The 17,588-nt window shown below is 59.0% G+C and carries 14 protein-coding genes, 1 tRNA gene and 1 pseudogene; 2 read left to right on the top strand and 14 right to left on the bottom strand.

What is annotated here, in order from left to right:
* The 4 genes from ASD52_RS38905 to rpsL form a co-directional block, all read right to left on the bottom strand.
* Positions 1-98: GTP-binding protein (locus ASD52_RS38905; RefSeq protein ID WP_141681087.1), on the bottom strand; the 98-nt coding region annotated here is incomplete at its 3' end.
* A 72-nt stretch (positions 99-170) separates the two neighbouring features.
* Positions 171-2,270: an elongation factor G gene (fusA, locus tag ASD52_RS28275; RefSeq protein ID WP_025426663.1), complete on the bottom strand. Its 2,100-nt coding sequence runs from the start codon at positions 2,268-2,270 to the stop codon at positions 171-173.
* 29 nt (positions 2,271-2,299) lie between these two features.
* Positions 2,300-2,770: a 30S ribosomal protein S7 gene (rpsG, locus tag ASD52_RS28280; protein ID WP_025426662.1), complete on the bottom strand. Its 471-nt coding sequence runs from the start codon at positions 2,768-2,770 to the stop codon at positions 2,300-2,302.
* Positions 2,771-2,849: 79 nt separating this feature from the next.
* Positions 2,850-3,221: a 30S ribosomal protein S12 gene (rpsL, locus tag ASD52_RS28285; RefSeq protein ID WP_003507760.1), complete on the bottom strand. Its 372-nt coding sequence runs from the start codon at positions 3,219-3,221 to the stop codon at positions 2,850-2,852.
* A 562-nt stretch (positions 3,222-3,783) separates the two neighbouring features.
* Here rpsL and ASD52_RS28290 point away from each other — a divergent pair.
* Positions 3,784-4,080, top strand: coding sequence for a hypothetical protein (locus tag ASD52_RS28290; RefSeq protein WP_025426661.1), 297 nt, complete (start codon positions 3,784-3,786; stop codon positions 4,078-4,080).
* A gap of 119 nt (positions 4,081-4,199) precedes the next feature.
* On the opposite strand, the gene rpoC is transcribed toward ASD52_RS28290, so the two are convergent.
* The 9 genes from rpoC to ASD52_RS28335 form a co-directional block, all read right to left on the bottom strand.
* Positions 4,200-8,405: a DNA-directed RNA polymerase subunit beta' gene (gene rpoC, locus ASD52_RS28295; protein ID WP_025426660.1), complete on the bottom strand. Its 4,206-nt coding sequence runs from the start codon at positions 8,403-8,405 to the stop codon at positions 4,200-4,202.
* A gap of 186 nt (positions 8,406-8,591) precedes the next feature.
* Positions 8,592-12,731, bottom strand: a complete 4,140-nt coding sequence (rpoB, locus tag ASD52_RS28300) for a DNA-directed RNA polymerase subunit beta (RefSeq protein WP_025426659.1) — start codon at positions 12,729-12,731, stop codon at positions 8,592-8,594.
* A 266-nt stretch (positions 12,732-12,997) separates the two neighbouring features.
* Positions 12,998-13,375, bottom strand: a complete 378-nt coding sequence (gene rplL, locus ASD52_RS28305) for a 50S ribosomal protein L7/L12 (protein WP_025426658.1) — start codon at positions 13,373-13,375, stop codon at positions 12,998-13,000.
* 58 nt (positions 13,376-13,433) lie between these two features.
* Positions 13,434-13,952 (bottom strand): 50S ribosomal protein L10, encoded by a 519-nt coding sequence (gene rplJ / locus ASD52_RS28310; protein WP_025426657.1) that lies wholly within the window; start codon positions 13,950-13,952, stop codon positions 13,434-13,436.
* A 332-nt stretch (positions 13,953-14,284) separates the two neighbouring features.
* Positions 14,285-14,983: a 50S ribosomal protein L1 gene (rplA, locus tag ASD52_RS28315; protein WP_025426656.1), complete on the bottom strand. Its 699-nt coding sequence runs from the start codon at positions 14,981-14,983 to the stop codon at positions 14,285-14,287.
* 4 nt (positions 14,984-14,987) lie between these two features.
* Complete coding sequence (rplK, locus tag ASD52_RS28320) at positions 14,988-15,416, bottom strand: 50S ribosomal protein L11 (RefSeq protein ID WP_025426655.1); 429 nt, start codon at positions 15,414-15,416, stop codon at positions 14,988-14,990.
* Positions 15,417-15,624: 208 nt separating this feature from the next.
* Complete coding sequence (nusG, locus tag ASD52_RS28325; protein WP_025426654.1) at positions 15,625-16,155, bottom strand: transcription termination/antitermination protein NusG; 531 nt, start codon at positions 16,153-16,155, stop codon at positions 15,625-15,627.
* Positions 16,156-16,171: 16 nt separating this feature from the next.
* Positions 16,172-16,372: a preprotein translocase subunit SecE gene (secE, locus tag ASD52_RS28330; RefSeq protein ID WP_025426653.1), complete on the bottom strand. Its 201-nt coding sequence runs from the start codon at positions 16,370-16,372 to the stop codon at positions 16,172-16,174.
* 195 nt (positions 16,373-16,567) lie between these two features.
* A tRNA-Trp gene (locus ASD52_RS28335) sits at positions 16,568-16,643 on the bottom strand.
* A gap of 276 nt (positions 16,644-16,919) precedes the next feature.
* On the opposite strand from ASD52_RS28335, the gene ASD52_RS28340 reads away from it, so the two are divergent.
* Positions 16,920-17,462, top strand: coding sequence for a GrpB family protein (locus tag ASD52_RS28340; protein ID WP_025426652.1), 543 nt, complete (start codon positions 16,920-16,922; stop codon positions 17,460-17,462).
* An 8-nt stretch (positions 17,463-17,470) separates the two neighbouring features.
* Here the strand turns inward: ASD52_RS28340 and tuf are convergent.
* Positions 17,471-17,588: pseudogene (gene tuf / locus ASD52_RS37930) on the bottom strand (elongation factor Tu); the annotation flags it as partial.

Consider the following 17,588-nt stretch of genomic DNA (forward strand, 5'->3'; position numbering starts at 1 on the left):
GTGATCGCTGCAGTCAGCGACGTCTTGCCATGGTCAACGTGGCCAATCGTGCCAATGTTAACGTGCGGCTTGTTGCGCTCAAATTTGCTCTTTGCCATTTTCGGCTCTCCGTTTCCTGTCCCCTGTCGGGGAAACCTTATCTATCTGTTTTCAGCGAAAGGGTATTCCGGTCACTTCTGACCGGAATACTTTGCCTGGATTTCCTGTGCGACGTTCGACGGGACCGGCGAGTAATGATCGAAGGTCATCGTGTACTGGGCGCGGCCCTGAGACATCGAGCGCAGGTTGTCCACGTACTTGAACATGTTCGCCAACGGGACGTTCGCATTGATGACGACGGCAACACCGCGTGCTTCCTGGCCCTGGATCTGGCCACGGCGCGAGTTCAGGTCGCCGATAACGTCACCGACGTAATCTTCCGGCGTTACGACTTCGACCTTCATCATCGGCTCGAGGAGCTGAGCGCCGGCCTTCTTGGCTGCTTCACGGAAGCAGGCACGCGAAGCGATTTCGAACGCCAGAACCGACGAGTCGACGTCGTGGAAGGCACCGTCGATGAGCGTCGCCTTGACGCCCAGCATCGGGAAGCCAGCCAGCGGACCCGAAGACAGAACGCTTTCGATGCCCTTCTGGACGCCGGGGATGTATTCCTTCGGAACAGCACCGCCAACGATCTTGGACTCGAACTTGAAGTCTTCGCCATCCGGGTTCGGTTCGAAGACGATCTTGACGCGCGCGAACTGGCCGGTACCACCGGACTGCTTCTTGTGCGTGTAGTCTTCTTCGTGCTGACGCGTGATGGTTTCGCGGTAGGCAACCTGCGGCGCGCCGACGGTTGCTTCGACCTTGAATTCGCGACGCATGCGGTCAACCAGGATGTCGAGGTGGAGTTCACCCATGCCTGCGATGATCGTCTGGCCGGACTCTTCGTCGGTCTTGACGCGGAACGACGGGTCTTCTGCAGCCAGGCGGTTGAGCGCGAGGCCCATCTTTTCCTGGTCGCCCTTGGTCTTCGGCTCGATCGCGATCTGGATAACCGGCTCCGGGAATTCCATGCGCTCGAGGATAACCGGCTTCAGCGGGTCGCAGAGCGTATCGCCAGTGGTGGTTTCCTTGAGGCCAGCCAGAGCAACGATGTCGCCAGCAAAGGCTTCTTCGATGTCTTCACGGCTGTTGGAATGCATCTGAAGCATACGGCCGACGCGCTCGCGCTTTTCCTTGACCGTGTTCATGACCGACGTGCCCTTTTCGAGCTTGCCGGAGTAGATACGGGCGAAGGTGAGCGAACCGACGAAGGGGTCGTTCATGATCTTAAAGGCGAGCATCGAAAGCGGCTCGCTGTCGTCAGCGTGGCGCTCGGTCTCGGCTTCGGTCTTGACGTCGATGCCCTTGATCGCCGGGATGTCCATCGGCGACGGCAGGTAGTCGACAACGGCGTCGAGAAGCGGCTGAACGCCCTTGTTCTTGAACGCGGTGCCGCAGAACATCGGGTGGAACTTCACGTCGATGGTGCCGCGGCGAACGAGCGCACGGATCTGGTCGTTATCAGGCAGGTTGCCTTCGAGATACGCTTCAGTCGCAGCTTCATCGATCTCGACAACGGTCTCGATCAGAAGTTCGCGGTACTTCTGCGCTTCTGCCTTCATGTCATCAGGAATTTCGACGACGTCCCACTGGGCGCCGAGCGATTCGTCGCGCCAGATGAGAGCGTTCATCTCGATCAGGTCGATGACGCCCTTGAACTCGGTCTCAGCGCCGATCGGCAGCTGCATGACGACCGGGATCGCACCGAGGCGCGACTTGATCATCGAGACAGAGCGGTAGAAGTCAGCGCCGGTCTTGTCCATCTTGTTGCAGAAGATCATGCGCGGAACGTTGTACTTCTCAGCCTGACGCCAGACGGTTTCCGTCTGAGGCTCAACACCGGCGTTGGCGTCGAGCAGCGCGATGGCGCCGTCGAGAACGCGCAGCGAACGCTCGACTTCGATGGTGAAGTCAACGTGGCCGGGGGTGTCGATGATGTTGAAGCGGCGGGTCTTGCCATCACGACCCTTCCAGAAGGTCGTGGTCGCAGCAGACGTGATAGTGATGCCGCGTTCCTGCTCCTGCTCCATCCAGTCCATGGTAGCGGCGCCGTCGTGGACTTCGCCGATCTTATGGGACTTACCGGTGTAGTAGAGAATACGTTCGGTCGTCGTCGTCTTGCCGGCGTCGATGTGCGCCATAATACCGAAATTGCGGTAGTCTTCGATTTTGTATTCGCGAGCCATAGGGACTCCCTTTCGAAATTGGTCGTCGATTACCAGCGGTAGTGCGAGAATGCACGGTTGGCGTCGGCCATCTTGTGCGTGTCTTCGCGCTTCTTGACGGCGCTGCCACGGTTGTTCGCAGCGTCCATGAGTTCGCCGCAGAGGCGATCAACCATGGTCGTTTCGTTGCGCTTGCGGGCAGCAGCAATCAGCCAGCGGATGGCGAGCGCCTGACGGCGTTCCGGACGAACGTCGACGGGAACCTGGTAGGTTGCACCACCAACGCGGCGCGAACGGACTTCGACGTGCGGAGCGATGTTGTCGAGGGCCGAATGGAACACGGCGATCGGCTCCTGCTTCAGCTTGCCCTGAACGGCATCGAAGGCACCGTAAACGATGCTTTCAGCAACCGACTTCTTACCATGAAGCATGATGGCGTTCATGAACTTGGTGACAACCAGATCGCCGAACTTCGGATCCGGGTTGATCTCGCGCTTTTCTGCACTGTGACGACGTGACATACGTTTTGTCTCTCAACTGTTGACTGGCGCCTTAACACGCGGAGAACCTCGCGCAGCGCCGAATTCGTGAAACCCGAAATTACTTCGGACGCTTCGCACCATACTTGGAGCGGCGCTGCTTGCGGTTCTTGACACCCTGCGTATCGAGAACGCCACGGATGATGTGGTAACGGACACCCGGAAGGTCCTTTACGCGGCCGCCGCGGATCATGACAACCGAGTGTTCCTGAAGGTTGTGACCTTCACCCGGGATATAGCCGATGACCTCGAAACCGTTGGTCAGGCGAATCTTGGCAACCTTACGCAGAGCCGAGTTCGGCTTCTTCGGGGTCGTCGTGTAGACGCGGGTGCAAACACCACGCTTCTGCGGGTTTTCCTGCAGAGCAGGAACCTTGTTGCGCTTTACCTGTGCCTGACGCGGCTTGCGGATCAGCTGGTTTACGGTAGGCATGTAACCATCCCTTGCAAAATCTTGTCTCGTTACCCTTGCGGGCGGATCGTTGCCGTCTCCGGCGATACGGACACCTGTAAAATGCGCAAACGAGGACCGATCCGCTTTGTCGCGGATGGCCCTACAAAAAGCAGAGGACACAGCATTTCGCGCGTCATGCGTGCAGCATTTTTTGTAGTCAGCGTGCGTTTCGAACCTTGTTTGAGGCGAACTCCAGAACGCGACGTTCCGAACCAGCCAGCCTCACATGGGCTCCGATGCGGCGGGGTGTACTGATTTCAAGGCCGACAGTCAAGGGCAATTAACAAATATTCTCCCGCCAACAGACCCGCCATGCCCGGAAAACAAGGCTTTGGCGGGTGTCGGGGTGGGTCCTGGCGACCCTGTCTGCACTTGAACACAGACAGCTTCGAACAGGGTTAAGGAATCGGCAACCAGTTTGTGACGGTTTTCCACCGCCATGATTCTGCCGAGTCGCCAAAGCCTGTGGCCTCGCAGCTATTTCTTTCGCGCTGCACTGAAAAGGGCGCTAAAGTCGGCCGCGCACTCGAAAGGATATTCAATGAGCGTCACGCCTGACAACGACAATGCACCGGACGAGCCGATGGTCTTCATCATCATCGGCAAGGCCTATGAGACCGACGGAGACGACGAAGGCGTGGACATTCACGTGATGTTGCGCGCACCCGACGACGATACGGCCGTGCGCGAGGCGCTGAACGCGCTCGCCGAGGAAGGCTTCCTGGAGGCCGACCTCGATCAGATCGGCACACTGACAGACGTGCCGAACGAGGAGCCGCATGCCTCGGCCTACCAGGGCGCCCTCGAAGGCGAAGTTGCGATCATCCGTTTCAGCTGAGGCCGTCGACGCCCCAACGTCGCCTCCCCTTCCAGCCTACCACAATGAAAAAGCCGCCCGGATCGCTCCGGGCGGCTTTTCTGATTTGAGGAAACGAGGGCGAGAACGCCCTCCTCCCATTATTCGGCCGCTGCGTTTTCCTTCGCGAGATCGGCGAGCATCGGGGTGGCAACATCTGCGCCCGTACCCTTGCGACGCTCTTCGAGAATCATCTCGTCGCGCGCCGTCGCGATGCGGCGGATCTGCGTCATCGTTCCGCCGGTACCAGCCGGGATCAGACGGCCGACGATGACGTTTTCCTTCAGACCCTGCAGGCCGTCGACCTTGCCGGCGATCGCCGCTTCGGTCAGCACCTTGGTGGTTTCCTGGAACGACGCCGCCGAGATGAACGACGGTGTCTGCAGCGAGGCCTTGGTGATGCCGAGCAGGACCGGATCGCCGTATGCCGGCTTCTTGCCCTGTTCGATCAGGCCGTCGTTGACGTCTTCGAGCTCGATGCGATCGACATTGTCACCGACGATGTAGGTCGAGTCGCCGGCATCGGTGATTTCCACCTTCTGCAGCATCTGACGAACGATGACTTCGATGTGCTTGTCGTTGATCACAACGCCCTGCAGTCGGTAGACTTCCTGGATTTCGTTGACCAGGTAGGAAGCGAGTGCTTCCACTCCCTTGATCGCCAGGATGTCGTGCGGCGCCGGGTTGCCGTCGAGGATGTAGTCGCCCTTTTCGATGTAGTCGCCATCCTGAAGATGGAAGGGCTTGCCCTTCGGGATCAGGTATTCGACCGGCTCAACACCGTCTTCAGCAGGCTCGATCAGAACGCGACGCTTGTTCTTGTAGTCGCGGCCGAAGCGGATCGTACCATCGATCTCAGCGATGACGGCGTGATCCTTCGGACGACGTGCTTCGAACAGTTCGGCAACGCGCGGCAGACCACCGGTGATATCCTTGGTCTTGGCGCTTTCCAGCGGCGAACGTGCCAGCACGTCACCCTGGGAAACCTTCGTGCCCGGTTCAACCGAGAGAATGGCGTCAACCGAAAGCATGAAGCGGGCGTCACCACCACGCGACAGCTTCAGGACCGCGCCGTTCTTGTCCTTGATGACGATCGCCGGCTTCAGGTCGGTACCGCGCGGCGTCGAACGCCAATCGATAACCTGACGCTTGGTGATGCCGGTGGACTCGTCGGTCGCTTCGAGCACGGAGATGCCGTCGACGACGTCTTCGAAGTGAACGGTACCTTCCACTTCCGTCATCATCGGACGGGTGTAGGGGTCCCACTCGGCAAGACGCTGACCGCGCTTCACCTTGTCACCATCGTCGACGAAGATCTTCGAACCGTAGGCGACACGCTGCGAGGAGCGCTCGACACCACGTTCGTCGAGGATCTGGACGGCCATGTTACGACCCATGGCGACAAGGATGCCGTCAGAGTTGCGCAGCATGTTGCGGTTCTTGATCTGTACCGTGCCTTCGTAGGACGCTTCCAGGAACGACTGGTCGACCACGGTCGCCGTACCGCCCAAGTGGAAGGTACGCATGGTGAGCTGGGTGCCCGGTTCACCGATCGACTGTGCAGCGATAACGCCAACCGCTTCGCCCATGTTGACCGGCGTACCACGTGCCAGGTCGCGGCCGTAGCAGACGCCGCAAACGCCCGTCTGGATTTCGCAGGTCAGCGCCGAACGGATGCGGATCGACTGGATACCAGCCTTTTCGATCTCGATGACGTCGGGTTCCAGGATCATCCGGCCGGCGTCGACGAGACGAACGCCCGTGACCGGGTGATCGATGTCGTCCAGAGCCGTACGGCCAAGAATACGAGCGCCAAGCGAAGCCACAACCTGACCGGCATCGACGATCGCCGTCATGGTGAGGCCATTCTCGGTGCCGCAATCGACGGAGTTGACGATGCAATCCTGCGCCACGTCGACGAGACGACGCGTCAGGTAGCCCGAGTTCGCGGTCTTCAAGGCGGTGTCGGCCAGACCCTTACGGGCACCGTGGGTCGAGTTGAAGTACTCGTTAACGGTCAGACCTTCCTTGAAGTTCGAGATGATCGGCGTCTCGATGATTTCACCCGACGGCTTGGCCATCAGGCCGCGCATGCCGCCCAGCTGACGCATCTGGTTCGGAGAACCACGGGCGCCGGAGTGCGACATCATGTAGATCGAGTTCATCGGCTTCTGACGGCCGTTGTCGTCAAACTCCACAGCCTTAATGCGGGCCATCATTTCGTCGGCGACCTTCTCGGTAGCCTTGCCCCAGGCGTCAACGACCTTGTTGTACTTTTCGCCCTGGGTGATGAGGCCGTCATTATACTGCTGCTCGTATTCCTTCACGAGCGCTTCAGTATCGCCGACGATCTTCACCTTGGTGTCCGGAATGACCATGTCGTCCTTGCCGAACGAAATGCCGGCGCGGCAAGCATGGGCAAAGCCGAGCTGCATGATGCGGTCGCAGAAGATGACCGTGTCTTTCTGACCGCAGTGACGGTAGACCGTGTCGATCATCTTGGAGATGTTCTTCTTGGTCATTTCCTGGTTGCAGGTCTCGAACGGCACGTTGACGTTGCGCGGCAACAGTTCACCGATGATCATGCGGCCAGGCGTGGTTTCGTAGATCTTCGAAACCGGGTTGCCCTCGGCATCGACGGTCTTGAAACGGCCACGGATCTTGGCGTGCAGTGTCACGGACTTGGTTTCGAGCGCGTGATGCAGCTCGCCCATGTCAGAAAACGCCATGCCTTCGCCGGGCTCGTTCTGGTTCAGGATCGACAGATAGTAGAGACCCAGAACCATGTCCTGCGACGGAACGATGATCGGCGCGCCGTTAGCCGGGTGCAGAATGTTGTTCGTCGACATCATCAGCACGCGTGCTTCGAGCTGCGCTTCGAGCGACAGCGGCACGTGAACGGCCATCTGGTCGCCGTCGAAGTCGGCGTTGAAGGCCGTGCAGACGAGCGGGTGCAGCTGGATGGCCTTGCCTTCGACCAGGGTCGGTTCGAAGGCCTGGATGCCCAGGCGGTGCAGCGTCGGTGCGCGGTTCAACAGAACCGGATGCTCGCGGATGACCTCGTCCAGGATATCCCAGACTTCCGGCTTTTCCTTTTCGACGAGCTTCTTGGCCTGCTTGACGGTCGAGGAATAACCCTTGGCGTCGAGGCGAGCGTAGATGAACGGCTTGAACAGCTCGAGCGCCATCTTCTTCGGAAGACCGCACTGGTGCAGCTTCAGCTCCGGACCGGTCACGATAACCGAGCGGCCGGAGTAGTCGACGCGCTTGCCGAGCAGGTTCTGACGGAAGCGGCCCTGCTTGCCCTTGAGCATGTCGGACAGCGACTTCAGCGGACGCTTGTTGGCGCCGGTGATGACGCGACCGCGACGGCCGTTGTCGAACAGCGCGTCCACAGATTCCTGCAGCATGCGCTTTTCGTTGCGGATGATGATGCCTGGAGCGCGCAGTTCGATCAGACGCTTCAGACGGTTGTTACGGTTGATCACGCGGCGATAGAGATCGTTCAGATCCGACGTCGCGAAACGGCCGCCGTCGAGCGGCACGAGCGGGCGCAGGTCCGGCGGGATCACCGGAACGACCTTCATGATCATCCATTCCGGGCGATTGCCGGAATCCATGAAGTTCTCGACGATCTTCAACCGCTTCATCAGCTTCTTCTGCTTCAGATCCGAGGTGGTCTCGGCCAGATCCGAACGCAGATCGCCAGCGATCTTCTCGAGGTTCATCGAAGCGAGCATTTCATAGATCGCTTCAGCACCGATCATCGCGGTGAACTGATCTTCGCCGAACTCGTCGACGGCGAGCATGTAGTCTTCTTCGCTGAGGAGCTGGTTTTCCTTCAGCGACGTCAGACCGGGCTCGGTGACGATGTAGTTCTCGAAGTAGAGAACGCGCTCGACATCCTTCAGCGTCATGTCGAGCAGCGTCGAAATGCGGCTCGGCAGCGACTTCAGGAACCAGATGTGGGCAACGGGAGCGGCGAGCTCAATATGGCCCATGCGCTCACGGCGAACGCGCGACAGCGTAACTTCAACGCCGCACTTTTCGCAGATGATGCCCTTGTACTTCATGCGCTTGTACTTGCCGCACAGGCATTCGTAATCCTTGATCGGACCGAAGATACGAGCGCAGAAGAGACCGTCACGTTCCGGCTTGAACGTACGATAGTTGATCGTCTCCGGCTTCTTGATCTCACCGTAAGACCAGGAAAGAATCTTCTCCGGCGAGGCGATCGAAATCCGGATGGAATCGAAAGTCTGTGCAGGCACCTGCGGATTGAAAAGATTCATGACCTCTTGGTTCATGCCTGTCTCCTTTACGGGCTTAACGCCCTGAGCTTGGCGAGAGTGCCGACAAATCCCGGGCGCCGGCCCCTCTGCCCCATAAACAGCTAAAACCGCATTTGATGCGGCCCCGTTCCTCTCGCTTGCCAATGAAGCCTTGCGGAGGAAGCGGTGCGCGCCGCGACGCGGCACGCACCTTGATGTTTCTTATTCGGCTGCGTCAGGCAGCTGCGCTGCACCGAGTTCGTCGACCTTGGTGTTCTCGAGTTCGACCGAGAGGCCCAGCGAGCGCATTTCCTTGACGAGAACGTTGAAGCTCTCGGGAATGCCCGCTTCGAAGGTATCGTCGCCACGGACGATCGCTTCGTAGACCTTCGTACGACCGGCCACGTCGTCCGACTTCACCGTCAGCATTTCCTGCAGGGTGTAGGCGGCGCCGTAGGCTTCGAGCGCCCAGACTTCCATTTCCCCGAAGCGCTGACCGCCGAACTGCGCCTTGCCGCCCAGCGGCTGCTGGGTGACGAGCGAGTAAGGACCGATCGAACGGGCGTGGATCTTGTCGTCGACAAGGTGGTTCAGCTTCAGCATGTAGATGTAGCCGACGGTCACCTGGCGGTCGAATTGATCGCCGGTACGGCCATCATAAAGCGTCGACTGACCGGTTACCTTCAGGCCCGCCTGCTCCAGCATCTCGTTGACGTCAGCTTCGACAGCACCGTCGAAGACCGGCGTCGCGATCGAAACGCCACGACGGGTCTGCTCGGCAAGCCGTACGATCGACTCGTCGTCGTACTGCTTGATCGGCTCACCCTTCGGGCCCGACCCGATGACGCTGTCGATGGTGTCGCGCAGCGGCTGGATATCGGCACCTGCCTTGTAGGCATCGAGCATCGCGCCGATCTTCTTGCCCATGCCGGCGCAAGCCCAGCCAAGATGGGTTTCGAGGATCTGGCCGACGTTCATGCGCGAAGGCACGCCGAGCGGGTTCAGAACGACGTCGACGTGCGTACCATCTTCCAGGAACGGCATGTCTTCGATCGGCACGATACGCGACACGACACCCTTGTTGCCGTGACGGCCGGCCATCTTGTCGCCCGGCTGGATCTTGCGCTTAACAGCGACGAAGACCTTGACCATCTTCATGACGCCCGGAGGCATTTCGTCGCCGCGCTGGACCTTTTCGACCTTGTCCATGAAGCGCTGTTCAAGGCGCGACTTGGATTCGTCGTACTGGGCGCGAAGCGCTTCGATCTCGCCCTGAGCCTTCTCGTCTTCGATGGCAAACATCCACCACTGCGAGCGGGGATATTCGCTGACGACGAGGTTGGACAGCTCAGTGCCCTTCTTGAAGCCCTTCGGACCTGCAACCGCGGTGTGACCGCGCAGCATGTCGACGAGACGTGCGTAGACGTTACGATCGAGGATCGCCTGTTCGTCGTCGCGGTCCTTGGCCAGTCGTTCGATTTCCTCGCGCTCGATCGCCATCGCGCGCTCGTCCTTCTCAACGCCGTGGCGATTGAAGACGCGAACTTCGACGACGGTGCCGAACGTGCCCGGGGGCATGCGCATGGACGTGTCGCGCACGTCGGAAGCCTTTTCACCGAAGATGGCGCGCAGAAGCTTTTCTTCCGGCGTCATCGGGCTTTCGCCCTTCGGCGTGATCTTGCCGACCAGGATATCGCCCGGCTGAACCTCAGCACCGATGTAGACGATGCCGGCTTCGTCGAGATTACGCAGCGCTTCTTCCGAAACGTTCGGAATGTCGCGGGTAATTTCTTCCGGACCCAGCTTGGTGTCACGCGCCATCACTTCGAATTCTTCGATGTGGATGGAGGTGAACACGTCGTCACGCACGATGCGCTCGGACAACAGGATCGAGTCTTCGTAGTTGTAGCCGTTCCACGGCATGAACGCGACGAGCGCGTTGCGGCCGAGTGCCAGATCGCCGAGATCGGTCGACGGACCATCAGCAATGATGTCGCCCTTGTTCAGAACGTCACCGACGGTGACCAGCGGGCGCTGGTTGACGCAGGTGTTCTGGTTCGAACGCTGGAACTTCTGCAGACGGTAGATATCGACGCCCGACTTCGACGGATCGAGGTCTTCGGTGGCGCGGATAACGATACGGGTCGCATCGACCTGGTCGACGACACCGCCACGACGGGCTGCAATGGCAGCGCCGGAGTCGCGGGCAACGACCGGTTCCATGCCGGTACCGACGAACGGAGCTTCGGCGCGCAGCAGAGGCACGGCCTGACGCTGCATGTTCGAGCCCATCAGTGCGCGGTTGGCGTCGTCGTTCTCCAGGAACGGGATGAGCGCCGCGGCGACCGAAACGAGCTGCTTCGGCGAAACGTCCATCAGGTTGATGTTGTCACGCGGTGCCAGCATAACTTCGCCGGCATGACGGCAAACGACGAACTCTTCCGAGAACGCACCATCGCTATCGAGAACCGAGTTTGCCTGGGCGACGTGGTACTTCGCTTCTTCCATTGCGGAGAGATAAACGACGTCGTTCGTCACCTTGCCGTCAACGATCTTACGGTACGGGCTTTCGATGAAGCCGTACTTGTTGACGCGGGCAAAGGTTGCAAGCGAGTTGATCAGACCGATGTTCGGGCCTTCCGGCGTTTCAATCGGGCAGATACGGCCGTAGTGCGTCGGGTGAACGTCACGGACTTCGAAGCCTGCGCGCTCGCGGGTCAGACCACCCGGGCCAAGTGCCGAAAGACGGCGCTTGTGGGTGATTTCCGAAAGCGGGTTCACCTGGTCCATGAACTGCGACAGCTGCGAGGAGCCGAAGAATTCGCGGACGGCGGCGGCAGCCGGCTTGGCGTTGATCAGGTCCTGCGGCATGACGGTATCGATTTCGATCGACGACATGCGTTCCTTGATCGCGCGCTCCATGCGCAACAGACCAAGGCGGTACTGGTTTTCCATCAGTTCGCCGACAGAACGAACACGGCGGTTGCCGAGGTTGTCAATGTCGTCGATTTCGCCCTTGCCGTCACGCAGCTCGACCAGCATCTTGACGACAGCCAGGATGTCTTCCTTGCGCAGGATACGAACGGTATCAGCCACTTCAAGGTCGAGACGCATGTTCATCTTCACGCGACCGACGGCCGAGAGGTCGTAACGCTCGGCATCGAAGAACAACGTGTTGAACATGGCTTCCGCAGAATCCATGGTCGGCGGTTCGCCCGGACGCATTACGCGGTAGATATCGAACAGAGCATCCTGACGGTTCTCGTTCTTGTCTACGGTCAGCGTGTTGCGGATGTAGGCGCCGACATTGATATGGTCGATGTCGAGAACCGGGATTTCGTCGAAGCCGGCCGACAGGATGACGGGAAGCGTCTTCTCGTCGATCTCGTCGCCTGCTTCGAGGTAGATTTCACCGGTCGAGAAGTTGACGATGTCTTCGGCAAGGTAGTTGCCATAGAGGTCGTCATCGGTCGCTTTCAGGGCCTTGAGACCCTTGTCCTGCAACTGGCGCAGCAGGCGCGGCGTCAGCTTCTTGCCAGCTTCGACAACCACTTCGCCGGTATCGGCGTCGACCATCTCGGTGATCGCCTTCTGGCCCTTCAGCGCATCCGGCTGGAACGGCACGCGCCAGCCAGCGCCGTCGCGCTGGTAGAGCGACTTCGTGTAGAAGGTGTCGAGGATCTCCTCGCCGTCCATGCCGAGCGCCATCAAAAGCGAAGACACGGGGATCTTGCGGCGGCGGTCGATACGGGCGTGGACGATATCCTTGGCATCGAACTCGATGTCGAGCCAGGAACCGCGATACGGGATCACGCGGGCAGCGAAGAGCAGCTTGCCGGAAGAGTGGCTCTTGCCCTTGTCATGGTCGAAGAACACGCCCGGAGAGCGGTGCATCTGCGAAACGATAACGCGCTCGGTGCCATTGACGATGAAGGTACCGTTGTCGGTCATGAGCGGCATATCGCCCATGTAGACGTTCTGTTCCTTGATGTCCTTGATCGACTTCGCGCCGGTATCCTCGTCAATATCGAACACGATCAGGCGCAGGGTCACCTTGAGCGGTGCTGCGTAGGTCAGATCGCGCTGACGGCATTCTTCGACGTCGAACTTCGGCTGTTCGAATTCGTAGGACACGAACTCGAGCATCGAAGCGCCGGAGAAATCCTTGATCGGGAAAACCGATTTGAAAACGGCTTGAAGGCCCTCATCAGGGCGTCCGCCCTTGGGCTCTTCAACCATAAGAAACTGGTCGTAGGATGCCTTCTGAACCTCGATGAGGTTCGGCATTTCTGCGACTTCTGGAATTTTACCAAAAAACTTGCGTACGCGCCTGCGACCGTTAAACGAAAGGGTCTGAGCCATCGTCGCTCCTTGTCAATCTTGCATCCGGGCCTGCAACGGACGGGAACCGATGGCCAGTCGACCCCGTCAATCAATGAGTAGTTCAATCTCGTCTAACTTGCGGAAAACGCCCAGCGCGGATTGCTGTGCTGAATTCCGTTCGAGACCATCCTCTTGAAGAACCCATTACCCAAAAGCCGTTTTGCGACAGGCTTTTGGGTAATATGTTCTAAAAACGGTCAAAGAGAGGCGGCCGAAATGGCCACCTCCCCTTGCAAAATGCCGAATTACTTGACGTCAACCTTGGCGCCAGCGTCTTCGAGCTTCTTCTTGAGGTCAGCAGCTTCAGCCTTCGAAACGGCTTCCTTGACCGGCTTCGGAGCGCCTTCGACCAGGTCCTTGGCTTCCTTGAGGCCGAGACCGGTGATGGCGCGGACTTCCTTGATGACGTTGATCTTGTTGGCGCCAGCGTCAACGAGGATAACGTCAAATTCGGTCTTTTCTTCTTCGACCGGAGCAGCAGCACCGGCGCCGCCAGCAGCAGCAACAGCTACCGGAGCAGCTGCAGAAACGCCCCACTTCTCTTCGAGCAGCTTGGAAAGCTCAGCAGCTTCCAGGACGGTCAGCGAGGAGAGGTCTTCAACGATCTTTGCGAGATCAGCCATTTTACTTTTCCTTTTGTTCGGTTCGAACTGGTTTTAAATACAACAGCGAAAATCCGCCTTAGGCGGCTTCGTCCTTCTTGGCATAGGCGGCGAACACGCGGGCAAGCTGGCTTGCCGGTGCTGCAACAACCGTAGCAACGCGGGTTGCCGGGGCATTGAGAAGGCCCAGCAGCTTTGCGCGCAGCTCGTCCAGCGAAGGCAGGGTCGCAAGCGACTTGACTGCTTCGGCGGTGAGCGTGGTTGTTCCCATGGAACCACCGAGAACAACGAGCTTGTCGTTGGTCTTGGCGAAATCCATGACGACCTTAGGAGCCGTGATCGGGTCTTGGCTGAATGCGATCAGCGTCTGACCCTTGAAGAGATTTGTCATCCCTTCCGACTCGGTGCCCTGAAGAGCGATCTTGGCCAGGCGGTTTTTCGCGACTTTGACGGTGCCGCCAGCAGCGCGCATCTTCGAACGGAAGTCGTTCATCTGCGCAACTGTGACACCAGCATAGTGGGCCACGACAACCGAACCGGAAGCCTTGAAGACTTCGTTCAGCTCCGTGACGAATTCGCGTTTTTCCGCTCTTTCCACTGTCTGTCTCCAGTTGACAGGGTTGCATGAACTGCAGCCCCTGCCGGGTTTGCCTTTGTCACCAGGGATCTCAAAAAAGATCCCAAGTAACGCTTGAGGATCCTGTCCCTTGGCGTTCCCGGAAAGCCGGGTCTGACACAAGGCAAGCGAGGCTCGAACCGAATTTCGACGCCTCCGGCGTCATCGTGAAATTCAGATCTTACCCGTCTCATGCAGGCCGAAGTGATTAAGGTAAAACCACCCGCAATCTCGGACAGGAGTTCCGGATCGAGATCCGGATTTCCGGCCCCGAAGGGCCGGAAATTATTGCTCGGGCCGAAGCCCGAAATTCATTAGGCGACGCTGAGCGTTGCCGGGTCGATCTTCAGGCCCGGGCCCATGGTCGACGAAATCGCTACGCGCTTGACGTAGTTGCCCTTGGCGCCAGCAGGCTTCGCCTTGACGACCGCGTCAGCGAAGGCGCGGATGTTTTCTTCCAAAGCCTTGGCGTCGAACGAAGCCTTGCCGATGCCGGCGTGGATGATACCAGCCTTCTCGACGCGGAATTCGACGGCGCCGCCCTTGGATGCCTTGACGGCACCGGCAACGTCCATGGTGACCGTTCCGACCTTCGGGTTCGGCATCATGCCGCGCGGGCCGAGAACCTTACCGAGGCGGCCGACGAGCGGCATCATGTCCGGGGTCGCGATGCAACGATCGAAGTCGATCTTGCCGCCCTGAACGATTTCGACGAGCTCTTCAGCGCCGACGATGTCTGCACCGGCAGCCTTGGCTTCATCAGCCTTGGCACCACGTGCGAACACGGCAACACGAACCGTGCGGCCCGTGCCGTTCGGCAGGTTGACGACGCCGCGAACCATCTGGTCGGCGTGGCGCGGGTCAACGCCAAGGTTCATCGCGACTTCAACAGTCTCGTCGAACTTGGCAGTTGCACGTTCCTTGACCAGCGATACGGCTTCGGTGAGGCCGTAGATCTTCGTCGGGTCGATGCCCTCGCGGGACTTCTGTACACGCTTTGCAATCTTCGCCATGGTCTTAGCCCGCCACTTCCAGGCCCATGGAGCGGGCAGAGCCCTCGACCATTGCCATTGCGCCTTCGATATCGGCCGCGTTGAGGTCCTTCATCTTGGCCTCTGCGATCGTGCGGATCTGAGCCTTGGTGATCGAGCCAGCCTTGGCCTTACCTGGGGTCTTCGAACCGGACGTGATCTTCGATTCACGCTTCAGGAAGTAGCTGACCGGCGGCTGCTTCATGACGAAGGTGAACGACTTGTCCTGGTAATAGGTGATGACGACCGGGATCGGCATACCCTTTTCCATTTCCTGCGTGGCGGCATTGAACGCCTTGCAGAATTCCATGATGTTAATGCCACGCTGACCGAGTGCAGGACCGATCGGCGGGGACGGATTGGCCGACCCTGCCTTCACCTGCAGCTTGAGCTGGCCTGCAACTTTCTTAGCCATTTCTCTCTGCCTCTCATTGCCTCATCGCGACGGATCGAAACGAGGAACTGTTGCGCCGGTTTCCCGGCATGTAGCCGATCAGGGATCGGCGGCTGCGGTTGCGTGGTGCGGACCCTTCGTCCCGGCTAAGGCCGACGTCCTTCCACGCGCATGCGGATTTCTCCGCCAGGGCAGGCCTAAACGACTTGCCCAATCTCTTTTGATCTTCTCAGACCTTCTCGACCTGGCCGTATTCCAGTTCGACCGGGGTCGCACGACCGAAGATCGAAACCTCGACCTTCAGGCGCGACCGCTCCTCGTCGACATCCTGAACGATGCCGTTGAACGAGGCGAACGGACCATCCGAGACGCGAACCTGCTCGCCGATCTCAAAGGAGACGGACGGCTTCGGACGCTCGACGCCATCCTGGACCTGGCCGAGGATACGATCGGCTTCATGATCCGGAATCGGAACCGGCTTGCTGTCGGTCCCGAGGAAACCGGTGACCTTCGGCGTGTTCTTGATGAGGTGAAAGGCCTCATCCGTCAGGTTGGCGCGCACCAGGACGTAACCCGGGAAAAACTTGCGCTCGGCATCAACCTTGCGGCCGCGGCGAATCTCGACAACCTTTTCGGTCGGAACAAGGATCTTCTCGAACAGATGCGAAAGACCTTTTTGCTTGGCCTTTTCCTCGATCGATTCAGCTACCTTCTTTTCGAAATTCGAATAGGCGTGAACAATATACCAGCGTGCAGCCATACTACCCTCCACCCAATCAAGCGCCAGCGTTGAGGACTAGGCCAATCAGCCAACCCATCAACTGGTCCGCAGCAAAGAAGAAGGCAGCGGCAAAAAAGACCATGACAAAAACCATCAGCGTCGAGATCATCGTCTCGCGCCTGGATGGCCAAGTTACTTTCGACGCCTCTGAGCGAACCTGCTGCAGAAACGTAAACGGATTCGTTTTGGATGCCATGTAATGCTCACGCCATTACGGCGCGTAAAGCCGATGATTCAGCCCCACGCACCGCGTGTCTGTTTGGACCCTACATAAAGACCGATTCTACAAATCACAAGAGGCATTCGGTCTTTTCTGTGAATTTCGATGGTCGGCTTATCCGACCTCCTTCCACCTTACCCGGCTTTGAGCCGCTTGCAAAGGCGAAGGCAATGGCAGGGGCAGCCGGGCTTGAACCGACGACCTGCGGTTTTGGAGACCGCCGCTCTACCAACTGAGCTATACCCCTAGATCGCTTCAGCCGGTCATTCTCGAACCGGTCAGCGCATCAAGTCAGCGGCTTATTATTCAGTTTATCGGGCGATGACAAGCGTCTTTGACGGAAAAGAGCAAAAATCCTCAATCAAGTCTTCCCCCCTCCGCCCAGACGGCCGCTCGCCCGCCATATGACCTAGCGAAAACGCATTGTTTTCAATGATGCCACCTCCTCCTCTGCGATTTTCGAGCACCGTTTCGAAGCCAACAGATAGGATTGCGAATCGGTCGAGTGCGACAAGGCAAACCTATGACTGATATCCGCCTGGTTGAATATGATCCGTTCTGGCCAGAGGATTTTGCAGCGCGTCGCCGCGTCATCGCAGGCCTCCTGGCGCCACTCATTGCCGACATTCAACACGTTGGCAGCACAGCCGTACCCGGACTGGCGGCCAAGCCGAAGATAGATATCGACGCCGTCCTTCAATCTGAAGGCGACATTCCGGTAGCGCTCGAAAGCGCGGCTACGGCCGGCTATCACTTCCACGGAGATCCCTACGGCAATGGCCTATGGACACTCACCATGAGCGGGGCGCCCTATGGTACCCGCCTCTATATATGCGGGCCTGACAACCACGCGCATCAAGCGCGCATCCTGTTTCGCGACTACCTGCGCCGACACACGGGAGTCGCGCGACAGTACGAACTGCTCAAACGGAAACTGATCATCCAGGCAAGAGGCAATTGGGACATCTACGCCAGCGGAAAGAGCGAGTTCATCGCCGGCGTCCTGCGTCGGGCTCAAAACGAAAAGCCCCGCTGTTTCCAGCGGGGCCTTTTTGAAGCGAAATAATCCTGAGATTACTCGACGATCGAAGCAACGATGCCGGCGCCGACGGTACGGCCACCTTCGCGGATAGCGAAGCGCAGCTTTTCTTCCATCGCGATCGGAACGATCAGCTCAACGGCAACCGTGACG

Source organism: Ensifer sp. Root142, assembly GCF_001426785.1.
Classification (GTDB): Bacteria; Pseudomonadota; Alphaproteobacteria; order Rhizobiales; family Rhizobiaceae; genus Ensifer; species Ensifer canadensis.